Here is an 18,048-nt window from a genome sequence, read left to right as displayed (position 1 = left end):
TCAGTTGCTTACAAATTAATCTTCAAAATAGGTATAGCCTTCAAGGCCTGCATTAAGCTCAGCTAAATAACCTTCTTTACACTGCGCTGATACATCAAGTTTATTAACTTGGTACGCAAAGTTGTCAGCTAAAATGGCGCTATCATAGTCAACAAACTTTAATACATCCTTAACGCTATCACCTTTTATGGCATTGGTTAACACATAACCTTCATCGTTAAGCTCTACATGCACAGAATCAGTGTCACCAAATAGGTTATGTAAATCGCCTAAAATTTCTTGATATGCACCCACCATAAACATAGCAATGTGGTATTGCTCACCGTGTTTATATTCTGGTATTGGTAGGCTGGTTTCGATACCTGCGCCTTCAACGTATTCGCGGATTTGCCCGTCAGAGTCACAGGTAATATCTTGAATAATCGCGCGCTGAGTCAATGGTTGAGTTAAGTTTTCGATTGGCATAACCGGAAACAACTGCTGAATACCCCATACATCAGGCAATGACTGAAATAATGAAAAGTTAACAAAGAGTTTATCGGCAAGCTTTTCGTTTAAATCGTCGAGGACTTCACGGTGCGCGCGCGCATTATTACTAAGCGATGCACGTACACGATGTAAAATAGTAAAGTAAAGCTGCTCTATTTTCGCCCACTCTAGCATGCTTACTAAGCCATGCACGTACTGATCGTGCGCTTCGCTAAATAAGTGCATAGCGTCGTGATAAATCTCAAGTGCCATACGCGGGTTTAAACGCTGTAAACACTGCCACATTTCATCAAGCACTAACGCGCTATTTTCAAGCGGTGGCTCTGGATTTAAATGATTGGGCGCTTTTTCTACGTCAATTACATCGGTAATTAATACCGCATGGTGAGCGGTTAAAGCGCGCCCCGATTCGGTGATAATGGCCGGATGCGTAAGGTTATGCTGATCGCACACCTCTGCAAATGCATTCACTACATTACGCGCGTACTCTTCTACGGTGTAATTCATTGAACACGCACTGCGTGAGCCAGAGCCCTCGTAATCAACGCCTAAGCCGCCGCCTACATCAACGGTGTTTAACGGTACGTTTAATTGTGTAAGCTCAGCAAAGTGGCGTGCACATTCACGCAAAGCACGGTGAATATCACGAATGTTGGCAATTTGAGAGCCAATATGAAAATGCACCATTTGCATTAAGTGCAGCTTATTATGCTTTTTCAGCACTTCAACAGCACTTAGTACTTGGCCTGCCGTTAAACCAAACTTACCTTTTTCGCCGCCCGTGTTTTGCCACTTGCCTTTGCCTACTGAGTTTAGGCGAATGCGAATACCAATAGCAGGTTCTATGCCTAGGTTGTCTATTTCTTCAAGTAGTGTGGTCAGTTCTGAAAGCTTCTCTACCACAATTTTTACGCTGTGGCCCATTGCTTGACCAATACACGCTAGGCGTAAAAACTCACTGTCTTTATAGCCGTTACACACTATTGTAATTGGCTCTTTTGCTACACCCAAAATAGCCATAAGTTCTGGCTTTGAGCCGGCTTCTAGGCCAACAAGTCCGCTTGGATGCGCTAATAGTTTACTTACTACAGAACGTTGCTGATTTACTTTAATTGGATAAACACAGGTATATTTTCCGTTATATTCACGATTTGCTCGCGCTTGCGTAAACGCGTTAGTGAGCGTATCTACACGATTTTTTAAAATATCGGTAAAGCGCACTAAAACCGGCAATGTTAAACCTTGTTGTTTAAACTGCTCAGTTAATTGCGTTAAAGAAATGGCCGGTTTTGTTTGGTCGCCATCTGGGTAAGCCACCAGTTCGCCTTGTGCGTTAATATCAAAATAACCATCACTCCAATGAGCAACGTTATAAGTGGCGCGTGCTGTTTCTAAACCCCAGGTCATGGCAACTCTTCTTTAGTCAATTAGGTATAAAGGCGCATTTTAATACGTCACTATCCACTAGGCTAACAAAAATTGAACTTTCACTCACTCCTAACTAACTTTATTCGTCAAATCAGTTAAAATGTCATTGAGCAAAACGCCAAGCACTGGCAGAATTGCCCCTTTTTCATACTCAACCTAAAAAAGTGTAATAGTAACTATGGCAAATTTAGATCAAAGTAAGTGGTTTACTGAAATTAGCGACCGCGATGGCAGCGCATTTTCATTACGTATTAATAAAAAGTTAGATGAAAAACAGTCTCCTTTTCAAAAGGTAGAAATGTTTGAAACCACAGACTTTGGTAATTTAATGATCATCGACGGGTGTACTATGGTAACAACCCGCGAAAACTTCTTTTATCATGAGATGATCAGCCACCCTGCACTTTTAGCGCACCCAAACCCTAAAAACGTCGTTATCATTGGCGGCGGCGACTGCGGTACTTTACGCGAAGTATTAAAACACCCAGGCGTAGAAACTGTAACGCAAATAGATATAGACGAAGTAGTAACGCAAATGTCGTTAAAATACTTCCCAGAGCTTTGTGAATCTAACAACGACACCCGTGCAACGGTTATGTTTGACGACGGTATTAAATACATGCGCGAAGCTGCTGGCGAATCTATCGACGTGGTTATTGTTGATGGCACCGATCCGGTGGGTCCAGGTGAAGGTTTATTTAATCATGCGTTTTACACAAGCTGTTTAGATGCACTGCGCCCAGGTGGTATTTTAGTACAACAAAGCGAATCACCTCTTATGCATATGCCATTATTAGTTGAAATGCGCGAAGCAATGCTAAGCGTAGGCTTTAACGATTTACAAACACTGCCATTCCCGCAACCAATTTACCCAAGCGGTTTATGGTCGGTAACACTTGCACGTAAATCACAAGCATTTGACGGTTTTAGAGAAGACGGCGCAGCACAAATAGCTGAGCAAAGTGAATACTACAACAGCGGTATTCATCATGGTGCACTCGCTACACCTAACTACATGAAACGCGCTTTTGATAAAAAATAATACTAATTCACTTTAGGCTTTGTTGACTTCTCAAGGTTAAAATTGCATTAAAAAAGGGACTTTTAAAGTCCCTTTTTATATTTATAATGACTATTCAAACTGAACTCGAGCTAACAAACAACATAAGTACAGTTATATTTTAAAACCTTAAAGAGCTATCTAACCAAATAATCAGCTTATTTAAACTTTAAATCGATGTACTAAGTGATTTAGCTCATCAGTCAATTGTTCCATTTTTTTAGATACATCCTCAGTAGTTCGAGCAAGCGCCCCCCCTTCTAAAGTTTGATCGTTTAATGATGATAGGTTTTGACTTATTTCATCTGCAACCGTTGTCTGCTCTTCAGTCGCTTGCGCTGTTTGCATCGCCATATCATTTACTTTAGTAGACGAGCTTTGCATTGCATTAAGCACATCATTAGTTTGACTAAACGAGCCAACCGCATCATCTGCAAATTGCTTACCTTCATCTATCGCTTTAATTGATTGTTCTACGCTCGTTGCAAATTGCTCTATCATTTTTTGAATATCGTTTGTGCTTACTTGCGTGCGTGTAGCCAATGTTCTTACTTCATCTGCTACCACAGCAAAACCTCTGCCATATTCACCAGCTCGCGCGGCTTCAATAGCAGCATTAAGCGCCAGCAGATTTGTTTGCTCTGCAATTGCACGAATAACCTCAAGTACTTTGGCAATGTTATCAGAACTTTGTTGTAGTTCTGTAGAGCGCGCCATAGCTTGCTCCATATTTTGCGACAAAGAAATAATACGAGAACTAGAGTGCGCAACCGCTGTTAGTCCTTGCTGAGCTAAATTTAACGATTTATCAGCTTCTGTTGATGATTGCTGAGCAACACCTGCAACTTCTCTACTTGCTACACTCATCTCATGCACTGCACTTACTATTGACTCAGAGGCTTGGCTGAGCGTTTGATTTACAGCATTGTTTTTATTTGCAACCTGACTTAACTCACCTCCTAATTCACTTAGCTCTTTTGATTGCTCTAAAATATCGCGAATTAATTGCTGTAAGTTGTCGAGAAATCGATTGAACTGCGTTGCAAGTTCAGAAAACTCATCTTTAGACGTTATAGCGATCCTGCCAGTTAAATCGCCATCACCAGAGGCTATATCGTTAATACGAGAAGTTACATAGTTAATTTGCTGTGTTAATTGCTTAGGAATAAGGTAACTAAACCAACACGCCACTAATAAAATTAATATGACAAAAATAAGCATAGTTAACTTAGTTGAAGCAATTGTGTCTGATAGTTTTTGAACTTCTTCAACCGATGTTTGCTCTGCTAATTCACCAGCTTGATCAAGCGTAGCTCTTAATTCGTCAAATGCTTTTTCTGATTGAGACTGTTTTTTTAGATTTGTTTTATCATTCATATAGGCCAGTGAAGCGTTTAACCAAGTATTATAAGTATCATCAAAACCGCGAAGCCCATTTATAGCTTTTGGATAATCCGATAACAAAGCTAAGTACTGCTCTAACCTTTGCGTTACTTGCTCAGCATTTTCTTTATGCTCTTGCAAATAAGCTTCTTTATTGTCGTTATGTGCGACTAAATTTAACTCAGCAACCTTTGCTTGATACAAATCCCTGTCTGCACTCAAAGCAAGAGACACAGCCTTAATAAATTTATCGGATTGCACATCTAATGCATTTTTTTGTAAGTTAATTAAGTATGAATACCCAATAATTAACGACAAGATAGCAATACCTAAAATAACAATAGGAAAAGAGACTTTGACGCGGATACTATTCAAATTCATTACTTACTCCAAAAAAAACCATATTTAATACCTACCTTTTTGATAATAAATCTAGTTTATAAAACCTAAAATCGCCATTGAGCGTTTAGCATTATTTGCTGCTGCGAGATTCGTTCATTAAATCCAATTGGCTCTCTATTTTTTGCAACACTTTTAAGTGCAGAACCTTCAACCCCTATTTGTAGTTTATTAGTGAGCTGGTAGCGCCATGTTGCGGTTAAACCTTCCCCATTGCTTGCATTAGGATCAAACGCAGTAGTGTCGTTATCTGTCACTTTAAAGTAATCGTAGCGTACAGAAACTCGATGCTTGCCTTCTTTATGGCTTAACATTAAATAATGGCTGTAAAAGGCATTATCTATTAAAGCATTAGCGCCCATTTCGGTTTTACCATTAAGTACCTGTGCTATAAAGCGGGTTTTATTATTAAACTTATAAAGCCAAGCGGCGCTTGTAAAGCGAGTATCCCAAGCATACTGCCCTGTACTAATATTAAGTGTGGTTGGGTCACCGTTATTGTTGTAATAATAAATTCGAAATTGTGATTTTTTTAAGTAATCCCAGTGTACGCCAGCGTAATAGCCAAAACGTCCGTCTACTTCTTCAAACGGTAAAACCTGATTAGCTTGCCAGCGTAATTCATACGCATTTAATGCCGCTACAGGCGCAAATTTAACACTTTCGCTAAATGTAGTTTGCCTATCGTGTAATGCAAAACCACGCCAAGCAAGTAAAGTACCGGCAGGGTCATTGCCTTTAAATGTAGCACCTACAAAACTAAAGCTATGAGCGCTGTTAAAACGTTTTGCTGGGCGCTTAATAGTTATCTCTGCGCCAACAGTGCGTACTTCCTCGCCAATCCAGCTATTAATAGCTGAGTTTGTATAGTTATAAGGAGAAGTCCACCCTATATCAGGGTTTTCAAGCGACATAAGTGGATAAAAGCCCCCTACACGCACATGCCATTTATAGTTGCTGTTAGATAGCGGCTGATACTTTACATAAGCTTGCGTAAAACCAAGGCCAACGTCAGGATCTTGATTCGCATTTAACACCCCATGAGCCGACCAACTAGATGCTAAATCAACATTAAAATCTAAAATACCTTGGGATAAAATAAGTTCGTCGCTTTTAGTATCGTGTCGATATAGCCCAAGGCCGCCCTCTTGGAAGCTACGTGTATCGTCACCCTGCACGGCTCTAATTTGTATCAAGCCTTTTACTTGTGCATACAATGCATTACTAAAACATAAAGCACCGGCTAAAAATATCAGCCTCGTTAAGCGATTAATAGTCATCAAATTCATCCGTAGCAAAGTCAATTTGCTCTGCAATTTCCTGCTTTACCTTATAAGTGATCGGGTTAGTAGCCACAGTAACAGTTTGAGATTCAACCTTACTAATATCACTAAACCCAGAATGCCAAACACTTAATGTGTATTCGCCTACATTGGCATTTAAATCAACATGACCATTTTCATCAGTGATTGCAAAAATAGTACTATCGACCACCACAATATAACCTAACATCCAATCATGAATATTACAGCCAAGCTCAACAACCCCTGTTTGATCAAAAGTAATGGGCGCTTTTGGGTGCTCCTTATATAGCTTTAATTCAAATGTTTTAGCTTTAGAAAATGAATAAACATGATGCATGATTGAGTCCGCATTCGGAAACTCCACCTTTGCATTTTGTGGGACAACTAAAATACGCGGCTTAAATTCTCGATTTTGCTGGGTCATCGCATAAGGTGCTTCTGGAGGAATAATGCTAGAGGAGTCTCCTGCAGTTAGCCACACAACAGCATTAGGTAATGGGCTATTATTAGCATTTTTAATTGTTATATTTGCTGCAAAAACTCCAGTACTAACACTTAGTAAAAATACACAAAGTAAGCTTTTTATCATTTTCTTGTCGCTATTATCAATTTGTTTACATTATAGACCGATTAAACCACTAAATTCTTTCTATTTTTTAAAACATTGAATACGTATGTAGGCAGTCGTATTAATCATCAACAGTCATTATCCTTAAATGTCACCACCGACTCATCTAAGGACACACCATGAGAATCCCTGCACTTGTGCTTTTAGCCTTTGCTAGTAATAGCTACGGACAAACTGTAGAGCTAAAATCGCCAGACACACAAATAACAGTAAGCATCTCTGACGAAAACAACACGCCAAGCTACGCAATAAAATTTAAAAACAAAGCGGTTATAAACAAATCTTTACTGGGGTTTGAATTTAAAACACAAGCGGCCTTTAGCGACGGTTTTAAAATTAAAAGCATTGAACAACAAAGTGTTAATACACAGTGGCAACAACCTTGGGGCGAACGCCAAAACGTTGTTGACGAATATAACGAAGTAGCCGTTACCTTTACAAAAAACGAGCCAAATAAAGGTACCTACACTATTCGATTTAAAGCATTTGATAGTGGTGTTGGATTTAGATACGAAGTGCCACAACAAACCGGCTTCGAACATACAGAAATAACCAAAGAGCTGACTGAATTTGCAATAAACAATAGCCATGATGCAACAGCATGGTGGATACCTGCTCGTGGCTGGAACCGCTACGAATATGTTTACAACACTACTCCACTTAACGAAGCTCCACTAGCTCACACACCATTTACGTTTAAAACAAGTGACGGTACTCATATTAGTATTCATGAAGCCGCTCTTGTTGATTACGCGGGTATGGTGCTTAATCAGCGCCGTCCAGGCACATTTACAGCAGACTTAACCCCTTGGTCAGATGGTATTGCCGTTAAAAAGCAAGGCGCTTTTAAAACACCATGGCGCACCATTCAAATAGCCGACAGCGCTGTTGGCCTAGTTAATTCAGATATAATACTAAATTTAAACGAGCCTAATAAACTCGGTGACGTGTCGTGGGTTAAACCTGGCAAATACGTCGGTATTTGGTGGGGTATGCATATAAACACGCAAACTTGGGGTAGCGGTAAAAAACACGGCGCCACTACGCAAACCACAAAATACTATATGGATTTTGCAGCGCAGTATGGTTTTGATGGCGTACTCGTTGAAGGCTGGAATATTGGCTGGGATGGCGATTGGTACTTTAATGGCGATGTATTTAACTTTACCAAACCGTACGACGATTTTGATATAGCAGCGCTGACTCAATACGGCGAAGAAAAAGACGTACAGCTCATTGGCCATCACGAAACATCAGGCAATGTAAGCAACTACCGAGACCAAATGGAAGATGCCTTTACACTTTACGAAAAATCAAACGTCAGCCAAGTAAAAACAGGTTATGTAGCCGATGGCGGAAATATAAAACGTATAGACAAAAACGGTATTGCGCGCCATGAATGGCATGACGGCCAATTTATGGTTAACGAATACCTTCATAACGTAAAGCTTGCGGCTAAACATAAAATTAGCATCAATACGCACGAGCCAATTAAAGATACAGGCCTGCGCCGTACTTACCCAAACTGGATCGCGCGCGAAGGTGCACGCGGGCAAGAATATAATGCATGGGGTTCGCCTCCTAACCCCCCAGAACACGTACCAATGCTTGCCTTTACCCGCATGCTCTCTGGCCCTATGGACTTTACGCCAGGTATTTTTGATATGAGCTTTAATGGTTTAGGAGGCGATACAAACCGCCCACAAACTACACTTGCCAAACAACTTGCACTTTATGTTGTGTTGTATAGCCCAATTCAAATGGCTGCCGACTTACCTAAAAACTATTTGGCTAAGCCCGACGCATTTCAATTTATTCAAGACGTACCAACAGATTGGCAGCAAAGTATTGCCCTTGATGGCGAAGTAGGCGACTTTATTGTATTTGCCCGTAAAGAACGTAAAAGCACTAAATACTCAGGAAATGATTGGTACCTAGGTGCTGTTACTGACGAGAAAGCCAGAACAATTCAGGTAAAGCTCGACTTTTTAGAGCAAGGTAAAAAGTTTGAAGCGCAAATTTATCAAGACGGTAAAAACGCAGAGTGGAAAAACAATCCGTACGATATAGCTATCGAAAAACGTATTGTAACTGCAAACGATAAACTTACGCTTAAACTGGCCACCAGTGGCGGTACTGCTATTCGCTTTAAAGCACTTTAGTACAATAAAACCCCTGCATTTATTGTGCAGGGGTTGATACCTTGATTGGCAAATATACTTGTGCACTTAAACCGCCTTCTGGGCGGTTTTCTAGCTTTACTTTACCGTCGTGCATATCAACAATGCGTTTAATAATAGCAAGGCCTAAACCACTGCCTTCACTTCCGCGAGCTGCATCGCCTTGTTTAAAGGGCTCAAACACAGACTCTAGTTCGTTTTCAGGAATGCCGGGGCCATTATCGTTTACAGCGATAACTACATACTTTTTGTTTGAATTAAAGTAGCTAAGTACTTCAATATCGCCCTCAGAATAACGCAGCGCATTACCAATCATGTTGGTAATTACACGTTTAATAGCTACAGAGCTTAAGGGTATATTGCCTATATTTGGATTACTTTTAAACGTAATAGTACGTTGATGCTGAAGCTCAGAATTAACAACCTCGGCAACTAAAGCATTTATATCTTCGCAGCTTAGTTCTTCACGTTTATGGTGGCGTAAATACTCAATAAACTGATCGATAATCCCGTTCATATCTTCTATATCGTAAATAATACCTTCACGAAGATAGTCATCTTCATCAACCATCATTTCGGTGGCTAAACGGATACGCGTAAGCGGCGTACGTAAATCATGCGATACACCAGCCATTAGTAAACGGCGGTCGTTTTCAAGTGCGGCAATTCCGCGCGACATTTGATTAAACGCGCGCGTTACTTCTATTACTTCTGTTGAGCCTTCTTCTTCTAACTTGGTAGAAAAGTCGCCTTTACCTACTTTTACTGCAGCTTGTTGCAGTGCTTTTAATGGCCTATTAAGGTGCCTTGCAAACAACCACCCACCCAGCACACTTAAAAAGCCAATACTTGATAAGTAAAAAGTTAAAAACTCTAAGTTATTCTCTTTAAAACCTTTAAGCGGTACTTTTACCCAATAACCTGGCGCTTGTGGTGCTTCAACCCAATAAATCAATGGATCAGTTTGGCTAATACGTACACGAGAATAACCACCAAGTTGCTCAGTCATGCTACGCGATAGCATAGAATATTCGCGGCTTTGCCCAAGTCCTTGACGCATTGCTTCGCGCTGCGTCATCACTTCAATGCCGGTAATTTCAAAAAACTTTGCAGATACTTCGTCGTTTATTTCAACGCCATCTTCCCAGTCAATAAATACCGTTTTAATTTGCTTAGCAAGCATCAAGTTAACCTGCTCAATGGTTGGTTTTACAACATAAAAACTAACCGTAACATAAGACACTATTTGATTTATGAGTAGCAGAGCCGCCACTAAAAAAACAGTTTGTCCAAAAGCACTGCGCGGAAACATGCCCATAAATATTACTTTTCACCGTCGGGAACAAACACATACCCCAAACCCCAAACGGTTTGAATATAACGTGGATTAGCAGCATCTACTTCAATCATGCGTCGAAGTCGCGACACTTGCACATCAATACTTCGCTCAAGCGCACTGTAATCACGCCCACGCGCTAAGTTCATTAGCTTATCGCGGCTAAGTGGCTCACGCGGATGCGAAACAAGCGCTTTTAGCACTGCAAACTCACCACTGGTAAGCGATATTGTTTTATCCCCTTCACTCATTTCGCGCGTTGCTAAATTAAGCGTAAATTTACCAAAAGCGATTAAGTTTTCTTCAGCAGCAGGTGCGCCTGGCACTTCTTTTGCGCGGCGACGTAAAATTGCTTTTATGCGAGCGAGTAGCTCACGTGGATTAAATGGTTTTGGAATGTAATCGTCAGCGCCAAGTTCAAGGCCAATAATGCGGTCTACTTCGTCGCCCTTTGCAGTAAGCATAACAATAGGAATTTCATTTTCTTTTTGGCGTAGACGGCGGCAAATCGATAAGCCATCCTCGCCTGGGAGCATTAAATCGAGAACCATTAAGTGAAAGTTTTCGCGCTCTAGGAGTCTATCCATTTGCTCCGAGTTTCCTGCGGTTCTAACAATAAAGCCTTGCTCTACTAAGTAACGTTCAAGCAAACTGCGTAAGCGCATATCGTCATCAACAACTAATACTTTTGTGGTCTCGTGTCCCATAATCTCTTTCTTATTTTTATATCCAATTACTAGTTAATATAAATGAAAAACTTAATAATCAAAAACTAATTACTTGCTTAGATTGTTACTGAACATTTCAAAGCTTCCTTACTCGTACTTTATTAAATTTTACGCTCGACAAATTTTGGCAAATTTAATAACGTGCACACCATTAGAGTTAATAAAGAATTGGCCATGAAAACAAATTTAGTTACCCGCGAAGGTTACTTGCAATTACAACAAGAACACGATCAACTATGGAACGTAAAACGCCCAGAAGTAACAAAAATAGTAAGCTGGGCAGCCAGCCTCGGAGATCGCTCTGAGAACGCAGACTATCAATATAACAAGCGATTGCTGCGCCAAATTGACCGCCGGGTACGCTACTTACGCAAACGCATACCTGATTTAAAAATTATTGACTACTCTCCCGTGCAAGATGGAAAAGTATTTTTTGGTGCATGGGTTGAAATTGAAAACGAAGAAGGTGAAGTTAAAAAGTTCAGAATTGTAGGTCCTGATGAAATTTACGACCGTAAAGATTACATATCAATAGACTCACCTATGGCGCGTGCGTTGATTAAAAAACAAGTAGATGACGAATTTGAAGTGACCACACCTCAAGGAAAAAAGCAGTGGTATGTAAACAGTATCGATTACCAAAAAAAGAAATAAAAAGTTTTGATTCAGATCATGTTAACTTTTGATTGTGTAAATTAAAGCAATAAGCTATAACTGAATTATTCAAGTTGATTTGTTTAATTTGAAAGCAGTTAATTAAGGTCGTGATTATGTCAAACATGGTACAGCGCATATTTAGTAATGCCGTATTGTTTGCACTTTTAATGAGTGTAAGTTTGACGCTGCATGCCAGCAACACTGACGTAAACCTTGATAACGCTAAACTATCTAATCACTTTATTACTTGTGATATTCCTGACCAAGCAAACCTCGATTTTGACGTGGACTCTCACGTTAACACTATTACCTTTAGGTCGCCTCAACCACTTCCTAATGTCGTAGATTCTTTTTATAAGAGCACTAATCTAAACAGACCTTTTAGCACTGCATACCAACGCGGACCACCTAGCTATTTAATTTAATTCATTATTTTACAACTTAATTAAATTTTATAACTACTAAGGTGACTACTATGTCTAACTTTAAAGAATTACGTACCCAAAATATTTCTCATGGCGTTATTGCTAGCACATTTGCAGATGATCAACCATTAATCGATTTATCTTCTCCAGCGCTAAAAATGGTGAATAACTTTACTCAAAAAACACCTATTCGTGCAGAGCATGGAACAACGATTACAGAGGCACTTAAACAAGTAAGTGCACAACAATCTGACTTTGTTTTAGTAACAGACGAACACCAAAAATTAATTGGCCTAGTTTCTAGCGCCGATTTACAAAGCTCTAAAATTACTATTATTGCAGAGCGCTTAAATATGCAACGAAGCGAAGTAAGCTTACGTGACATTATGACACCAGTTAACCGCCTTACAGGTGTAAGTATGCAAAGCTTAAGCTACGCATGCATTGGTGATGCGCTGCAAACGATGGAGCATCAGGGCACAATGTTTTTATTAGTTACAACAGCGAGTAACGAAATTTGTGGTTTAATTTCAGCTCGCCAAATAGCTAAAACATTACATATTCCTGTACATATCTCACCTATTGCTCACTCTTTCAGTGAGGTATTAGAAAACATTGAGCACCCTCACTAGGGCGCTCTTTTAGTTGAATTGATTTGCTCCCGACCCAACCATCTTAAAGCAAGTAAAATAGCTTGCTTTAAGAGCTTTTCATTACTACCTCCTGTGATATTATTCAAGCAATTAACAGCGCCAGTAACACGCTTCTGGTCTTATTTTATTGTATAAAAAGGTTTTTGCATGAGCGATATCTCTGCACGTTTAGCCGGTGAGTTAAACGCACAGCAGCAACAGGTTGTTGCTGCAACAAAGTTACTTGATGAAGGCGCAACTGTTCCTTTTATTGCCCGCTACAGAAAAGAAGTTACAGGCGGCCTAGACGACACCCAATTACGCCTTTTAGAGCAGCGTTTATCGTATTTACGTGAACTAGAAGAGCGCCGTAGTTTTATTTTATCGACAATCGAATCGCAAAATAAATTAACGCCAGAGCTAAGTGCCGATATAACCAATGCACAAAGTAAAACAGAACTTGAAGATTTATACCTACCATATAAAGCTAAGCGCCGCACTAAAGGCCAAATAGCAATTGAAGCTGGTTTAGAGCCTCTTGCAGATGCACTATTTAAAGATGCTAACCTTGACCCAGAGCAACAAGCGGAACAGTTTGTAAGTGCTGAAAAAGGTTTTGCAGATACAAAAGCGGTACTTGAAGGCGCTAAATTCATCTTAATGGAACGCTTTGCTGAAGACGCAAAATTACTTGCTAAATTTAGAAGCCACATTAGCCAAAATGGCGCAATTGAAAGTACTGTGATTAAAGGCCAAGAGCAAGCCGGTGCAAAATACCGTGATTACTTTGAGCATCAAGAACTTCTTAAAAAAGTACCTTCTCACCGTGCGCTTGCAATGCTTAGAGCTCGAAATGAAGGTGTACTTCAGTTAAATATAAACCCAGAGCCTAGTGCAGAAAATTCAGCACAATTATGTGCAAACATGATTGCTGAGCATTACCGTTTAGATATTAAATATAAAGCGGCAAGTCCTTGGTTATTAAACGTTGTTCAATGGGCGTGGAAAGTTAAGCTAGGGTTACACCTAGAGAATGAGTTTTTTGCAGCAATGCGCGAAAAAGCTGAAGCCGGTGCAATAGATGTATTTGCTAAAAACTTAAAAGATTTATTAATGGCTGCACCTGCAGGCCCTCGTACTACTTTAGGTCTTGATCCAGGCCTTCGTACTGGCTGTAAGATTGCCGTTGTTGATAGCACAGGTAAATTACTAGCTACACAAACTATTTTCCCTCATGCACCACAAAATCATTGGGATAAATCAGTGCGTACGTTAGAGCAACTTTGCCGTCAGCATAAAGTTGAGCTAATTGCGATTGGTAACGGTACTGCATCACGCGAATCAGATAAGTTGGTTGCAGAGCTTATCAAAGCAAACAGCGAACTTAAACTTAGTAAAATTATGGTTAGCGAAGCAGGTGCATCGGTTTACTCAGCTTCTGAATTTGCAGCTAATGAATTTCCAGATTTAGATGTTTCTATACGAGGGGCTGTCTCTATTGCACGCCGCCTTCAAGATCCTCTTGCTGAACTTGTTAAAATTGAGCCAAAATCAATTGGTGTTGGCCAATACCAACATGATGTATCGCAAAGCCAATTAGGCCAGAGCCTTATTTCAGTAGTTGAAGACTGTGTAAACTCAGTAGGCGTAGATTTAAACATGGCCTCGGTACCCTTACTTACACGCGTATCTGGCTTAAACAAAACATTAGCGCAAAATATCGTTAATTATCGCGATGCTAACGGCACATTTACTAAACGTAGTGAGCTTAAAAAGGTTGAGCGTTTAGGGCCAAAAGCATTTGAACAAGCGGCTGGTTTTTTACGTATTAACAATGGTAGCGATCCACTAGATAACTCATCAGTACACCCTGAAGCTTATCCTGTTGTTAAACGCATTTGTGAACGCAATAGCTTAGATGTCAGTAACCTAATTGGTAACAGCGACTTTTTAACTAAACTTGCTGCTAACGATTACACTGACGAAAAGTTTGGCTTACCAACCGTTACCGACATTATTACTGAGCTTGATAAACCTGGTCGAGATCCTCGACCTGAATTTAAAACAGCTGAGTTTAAAGCCGGTGTTGAAAAAATTAGTGACCTAAAACCAGGTATGATTTTAGAAGGCGTGGTTTCAAACGTTGCTAATTTTGGTGCGTTTGTTGATGTAGGTGTTCACCAAGATGGTTTAGTGCATATTTCAGCAATCACGAATAAATTTATATCAGATCCGCGTGAAGTTGTTAAAGCTGGTGATATTGTAAAGGTTAAAGTTGTTGAAGTAGACGCTGCACGTAAACGCATAAGCTTTACTATGCGCTTAGATGACGATATTGACACAAGTAATAAGTCAGCAGCTCCAGCTACGCAAAAGCCACAAGCACGTGCTAATAATTCGCAACCTCGCGCTGCAAAGCCTAAACGTGACAACGGTAATGCGTTAATGGGCAATGCATTTGCCGATGCGTTCGCTAATGCTAAAGTAAAAAAATAATACTTGTACAACTAAGCTAAAACGAAAAAAACCGCGTAAGCGGTTTTTTTGTGGTTATGTTTTGCTAATTATTAACTTAACGCTGAAAAACTACTTTGGCTCGCTGGCGATGTAGCCATTTGATAAAAGTTAGCAATACGCCCCGCCCGTGCTTCAACATCGGCATCACGTGTTTGCTCGTCACTTTTAGCTGTTTTTGTATCGCTGCTTTCATCGCTAGAGAATGACGCTTCAAGTTTACTTTTTGCGTCTTCGTCGTCTTCTTTTTCAGGTTGTGCAAGCTCAGCTTGAGCCGCTGCTAGCTTTTGCGTAGCATCTGCAGCAATAGAGCGATCAGCTCCTGAAGGCTCTGCAGGCGCTAATGCGGCAGCGCGTACCGTTTGCATTTTGTCTATAGTCGCTTGCGGGTCACCCGGAATTTCTGATACATCTATTTGTACTTCTCCGCCAACTGCGTAGTTAGTACCATCTGGGCCACGTTGATACTCATAACTTGGCGAGCCAGCATATTGCCCGCCTACAGAAGCGTGTGCTTGTTCGTGTATTCGTACTTCAGTATCCCGTGCTTTTAGTTCTGTAATTTGTTGTTGTTCTTGTTCTAATTGCAGCTCTTCTTGCTCAGATTCTTTTTTCTCAATTGCTTCACTTTCTTGCTCAGTGCCCTCAGGGTTTTCTGAGTTTCCATCGCGCTGCTGAACTGACTTTTCGTCTGCTATTTTTCCCGTTGCGCTATACGTCGCACCATCGCTACTACCTGGCAATTTTGCTTTTTCAGCATCACTTTGCGCTTTGGTTTCTGTGTTGCTTGCGCTACTAGATGCGGGAGCCGGAATAACTTCGCGTAGTTGGTTGTCACGCCGTGCGGTTTCCGTATAAACATTTGCGGTGTTTATATTAATAGACGGAAATGGCGTGACAATATTCATAATACTAAACTTTAATATCGATTAACGTGCCAAGTACATCATCGGCCGTTTGAATTGATTGCGTATTTGCCTTGGCATTAAACTCTTCAACTTTTAAGTTAACAAGCGCTTCATCAACACGAGCTGGTTGTGCTACTGGTGCAGTAATCGCTTCTTCAGGGCGTGCTGCCGTAAGCTGACGTTGCTGCGCTAATTGCGCGTCATCTTGTTGTTCTATACTGGCACGGTTAATCTCAGCACTGGCTTTTTCAATACCTTGGCTAGCTCGGTTAAACCCTTCTATACCACTATTAAATACTGATCCGATTGGCATATTAAAACCTCCACCAAATAAACATTGTTTAATTATCGCTCAGGTTCTGCTCAAAATAAAGCTTTAAACAGCGCTATTCTTAGCTCTATTTTAAAGCATTGATTTAACGACAGATAAAAACTCACTTTTATGAGAAATAAATGGTGCATGAGATGCTTTATCTAGTACTTCATATTCAAACTCAGTATTTAGTGCTGACATTTTGCTAATTGCTTTATAAGGTACTAAAGCATCAAGCCGGCCAAATACTCCTCTAATAGGGACTGGGCAATGAGTAAATAAGTCACGTAAATCGTCGTTTTGTAAAATATCTAAACCAGCACTCAGGGCATCGCTTTGGGGTGCGCGGTACTGATTTAGCAATTGTTTAAGCTGCTTTATATCATCGCGCGCCGACTCGCTACCCATTGCTTGAATAGCTAAGAAGCGCTCTATTGTTTTTTCTCGATGATTAACTAACTGCTCTTTAAACTGCGCCAATACATTCGCTTTTATTCCAGGCCAGTTATCTGCCTCAGCAAAAAAAGGAGTCGATGCTATTAAAATAACCTTAGATACTTTTTCAGGCCAATGCTTAGCAATATAAAGTGTAAGTAAACCACCTAACGACCACCCCATTAAAATGCTCTTCGGCTTTAATTGCTTACTTAAAATTTCTGCTGCATCATGCAAAGTATAAGGGCTTGGGCATACATCGCTATTACCAAACCCAGGTAGGTCAAGGCTACGTACATTTCCTGAATATAAAAACTCAAGTTCTGGCTGTACTAACTGCCATACGCCCTGATTCATTCCCCAACCATGTAATAACACTAACTCATTTTGCATATTTGCTTAACCTTTACCAAACTTAGGCTCATCATAACGTTTAGAAAGGCGATTGCAATGCAAGGAGCGAGTCTGTGAAACAAGCCGTTTTAAATTGGTTATTTCCCTCTTATTGCGTGCAGTGTCAAAGCTCGATTACGACCTCTTTAGGGCTATGTGATTATTGCCTTGAAGATTTACCATTGTTTGATTTTAGTAAGCATACGAGTTTATTGCATCGACCTGATATTATTGAGATGTTTCCTAATTGCGAGTTTGATAAATTATTTGCATGCGCTTTTTATCAACCTCCCTTTGAGCATTGGCTTAAAAGGCTAAAATTTAATAATCAAATTCATTATAAAAAGGCATTGCAGCAAATTATACAAAAACAGTTAACGCAGTTTTTTGAGCAAAGCCCTAACTTGCCAGATACCTTTATTATTTTACCTCTTCATAAAAGCCGCTTTATTACTCGCGGATTTAATCAGGTAAGCCAAGTATGGCAACCCTGTTTAGCTAATTACGCCCCACTAAGTAATGTTCTTATTCGCGATAAAAAAACACAAGCTCAGTCGGAGCTATCCCAAGCAAAGCGTATAAGAAACTTAAAAAATGCCTTTATTTGTACACAAGACATGGCAGGTAAAACAGTCGCTATTGTTGATGATGTGATGACGACAGGGGCAACATTAAACGCAGCTACTAGTGCACTAAAACAAGCAGGCGCTAAACAAGTGTGGGCTTTTACAACTTGCTTAACGCCTATTTAATTATTAAAAAGTATTAAACCAATCCGCAATAATACTTAATCATTTTGCGGGGCTAAACGTGTCGCTACCTGTGTTAAAAAATTC

16 protein-coding genes are annotated in these 18,048 nt (G+C 40.2%); 7 read left to right on the top strand and 9 right to left on the bottom strand.

Features of this window, described 5'->3' with window-relative positions; translation table 11 throughout:
• Positions 1-15: 15 nt before the first annotated feature.
• Positions 16-1,896, bottom strand: a complete 1,881-nt coding sequence (speA, locus tag H5160_RS15215) for a biosynthetic arginine decarboxylase (protein ID WP_002959544.1) — start codon at positions 1,894-1,896, stop codon at positions 16-18.
• 199 nt (positions 1,897-2,095) lie between these two features.
• Between speA and speE the strand changes: the two genes are divergently transcribed.
• Entirely contained in the window at positions 2,096-2,959 is an 864-nt protein-coding gene (gene speE / locus H5160_RS15210) for a polyamine aminopropyltransferase (RefSeq protein ID WP_182737896.1), read from the top strand.
• Between the two features lie 180 nt (positions 2,960-3,139).
• Here the strand turns inward: speE and H5160_RS15205 are convergent, their stop codons facing one another.
• From H5160_RS15205 to H5160_RS15195, 3 genes are all read right to left on the bottom strand, one after another.
• Positions 3,140-4,741 (bottom strand): methyl-accepting chemotaxis protein, encoded by a 1,602-nt coding sequence (locus H5160_RS15205; protein ID WP_182720101.1) that lies wholly within the window; start codon positions 4,739-4,741, stop codon positions 3,140-3,142.
• 65 nt (positions 4,742-4,806) lie between these two features.
• On the bottom strand, positions 4,807-6,039 hold the full coding sequence (locus tag H5160_RS15200; RefSeq protein WP_182720102.1) for a hypothetical protein: 1,233 nt from the start codon (positions 6,037-6,039) through the stop codon (positions 4,807-4,809).
• Positions 6,029-6,652, bottom strand: coding sequence for a methylamine utilization protein (locus H5160_RS15195; protein ID WP_182737894.1), 624 nt, complete (start codon positions 6,650-6,652; stop codon positions 6,029-6,031). Before H5160_RS15195 ends, H5160_RS15200 begins: the two co-directional genes overlap by 11 nt.
• Before the next feature lie 158 nt (positions 6,653-6,810).
• Here H5160_RS15195 and H5160_RS15190 point away from each other — a divergent pair, with 158 nt between their 5' ends.
• Positions 6,811-8,853 (top strand): glycoside hydrolase family 97 protein, encoded by a 2,043-nt coding sequence (locus tag H5160_RS15190; RefSeq protein WP_182737892.1) that lies wholly within the window; start codon positions 6,811-6,813, stop codon positions 8,851-8,853.
• A 19-nt stretch (positions 8,854-8,872) separates the two neighbouring features.
• Here H5160_RS15190 and envZ read toward each other — a convergent pair whose 3' ends face one another.
• On the bottom strand, positions 8,873-10,189 hold the full coding sequence (gene envZ / locus H5160_RS15185) for a two-component system sensor histidine kinase EnvZ (RefSeq protein ID WP_149603333.1): 1,317 nt from the start codon (positions 10,187-10,189) through the stop codon (positions 8,873-8,875).
• A gap of 5 nt (positions 10,190-10,194) precedes the next feature.
• Positions 10,195-10,914 carry a two-component system response regulator OmpR gene (gene ompR / locus H5160_RS15180; RefSeq protein WP_002959552.1) on the bottom strand — a complete coding sequence of 240 codons (720 nt, stop codon included), beginning with the start codon at positions 10,912-10,914 and terminating at the stop codon, positions 10,195-10,197.
• Positions 10,915-11,109: 195 nt separating this feature from the next.
• Here ompR and greB point away from each other — a divergent pair, with 195 nt between their 5' ends.
• The 4 genes from greB (at position 11,110) to H5160_RS15160 (ending at position 15,145) form a co-directional block, all read left to right on the top strand.
• A complete protein-coding gene (greB, locus tag H5160_RS15175; RefSeq protein WP_002959554.1) occupies positions 11,110-11,589 on the top strand; it encodes a transcription elongation factor GreB in 480 nt (159 codons plus the stop codon).
• 116 nt (positions 11,590-11,705) lie between these two features.
• Positions 11,706-12,017 (top strand): hypothetical protein, encoded by a 312-nt coding sequence (locus H5160_RS15170; RefSeq protein ID WP_138489777.1) that lies wholly within the window; start codon positions 11,706-11,708, stop codon positions 12,015-12,017.
• A gap of 50 nt (positions 12,018-12,067) precedes the next feature.
• Positions 12,068-12,649 (top strand): CBS domain-containing protein, encoded by a 582-nt coding sequence (locus H5160_RS15165; protein WP_002959556.1) that lies wholly within the window; start codon positions 12,068-12,070, stop codon positions 12,647-12,649.
• A gap of 168 nt (positions 12,650-12,817) precedes the next feature.
• Positions 12,818-15,145: a Tex family protein gene (locus H5160_RS15160; RefSeq protein ID WP_182675475.1), complete on the top strand. Its 2,328-nt coding sequence runs from the start codon at positions 12,818-12,820 to the stop codon at positions 15,143-15,145.
• A gap of 71 nt (positions 15,146-15,216) precedes the next feature.
• On the opposite strand, the gene H5160_RS15155 is transcribed toward H5160_RS15160, so the two are convergent.
• The 3 genes from H5160_RS15155 to bioH form a co-directional block, all read right to left on the bottom strand.
• Positions 15,217-16,071 carry a putative metalloprotease CJM1_0395 family protein gene (locus H5160_RS15155; protein ID WP_182737890.1) on the bottom strand — a complete coding sequence of 285 codons (855 nt, stop codon included), beginning with the start codon at positions 16,069-16,071 and terminating at the stop codon, positions 15,217-15,219.
• A gap of 4 nt (positions 16,072-16,075) precedes the next feature.
• Complete coding sequence (locus tag H5160_RS15150) at positions 16,076-16,384, bottom strand: hypothetical protein (protein ID WP_002959563.1); 309 nt, start codon at positions 16,382-16,384, stop codon at positions 16,076-16,078.
• 90 nt (positions 16,385-16,474) lie between these two features.
• A complete protein-coding gene (bioH, locus tag H5160_RS15145) occupies positions 16,475-17,212 on the bottom strand; it encodes a pimeloyl-ACP methyl ester esterase BioH (protein WP_182737888.1) in 738 nt (245 codons plus the stop codon).
• Between the two features lie 74 nt (positions 17,213-17,286).
• Here bioH and H5160_RS15140 point away from each other — a divergent pair, with 74 nt between their 5' ends.
• Positions 17,287-17,964 (top strand): ComF family protein, encoded by a 678-nt coding sequence (locus H5160_RS15140; RefSeq protein WP_154904136.1) that lies wholly within the window; start codon positions 17,287-17,289, stop codon positions 17,962-17,964.
• Positions 17,965-18,048 lie beyond the last annotated feature (84 nt).

Source organism: Pseudoalteromonas sp. SG43-4, from assembly GCF_014164325.1.
GTDB lineage: Bacteria > Pseudomonadota > Gammaproteobacteria > Enterobacterales > Alteromonadaceae > Pseudoalteromonas > Pseudoalteromonas distincta.
This window is presented reverse-complemented; position numbering and strand designations above follow the sequence as displayed.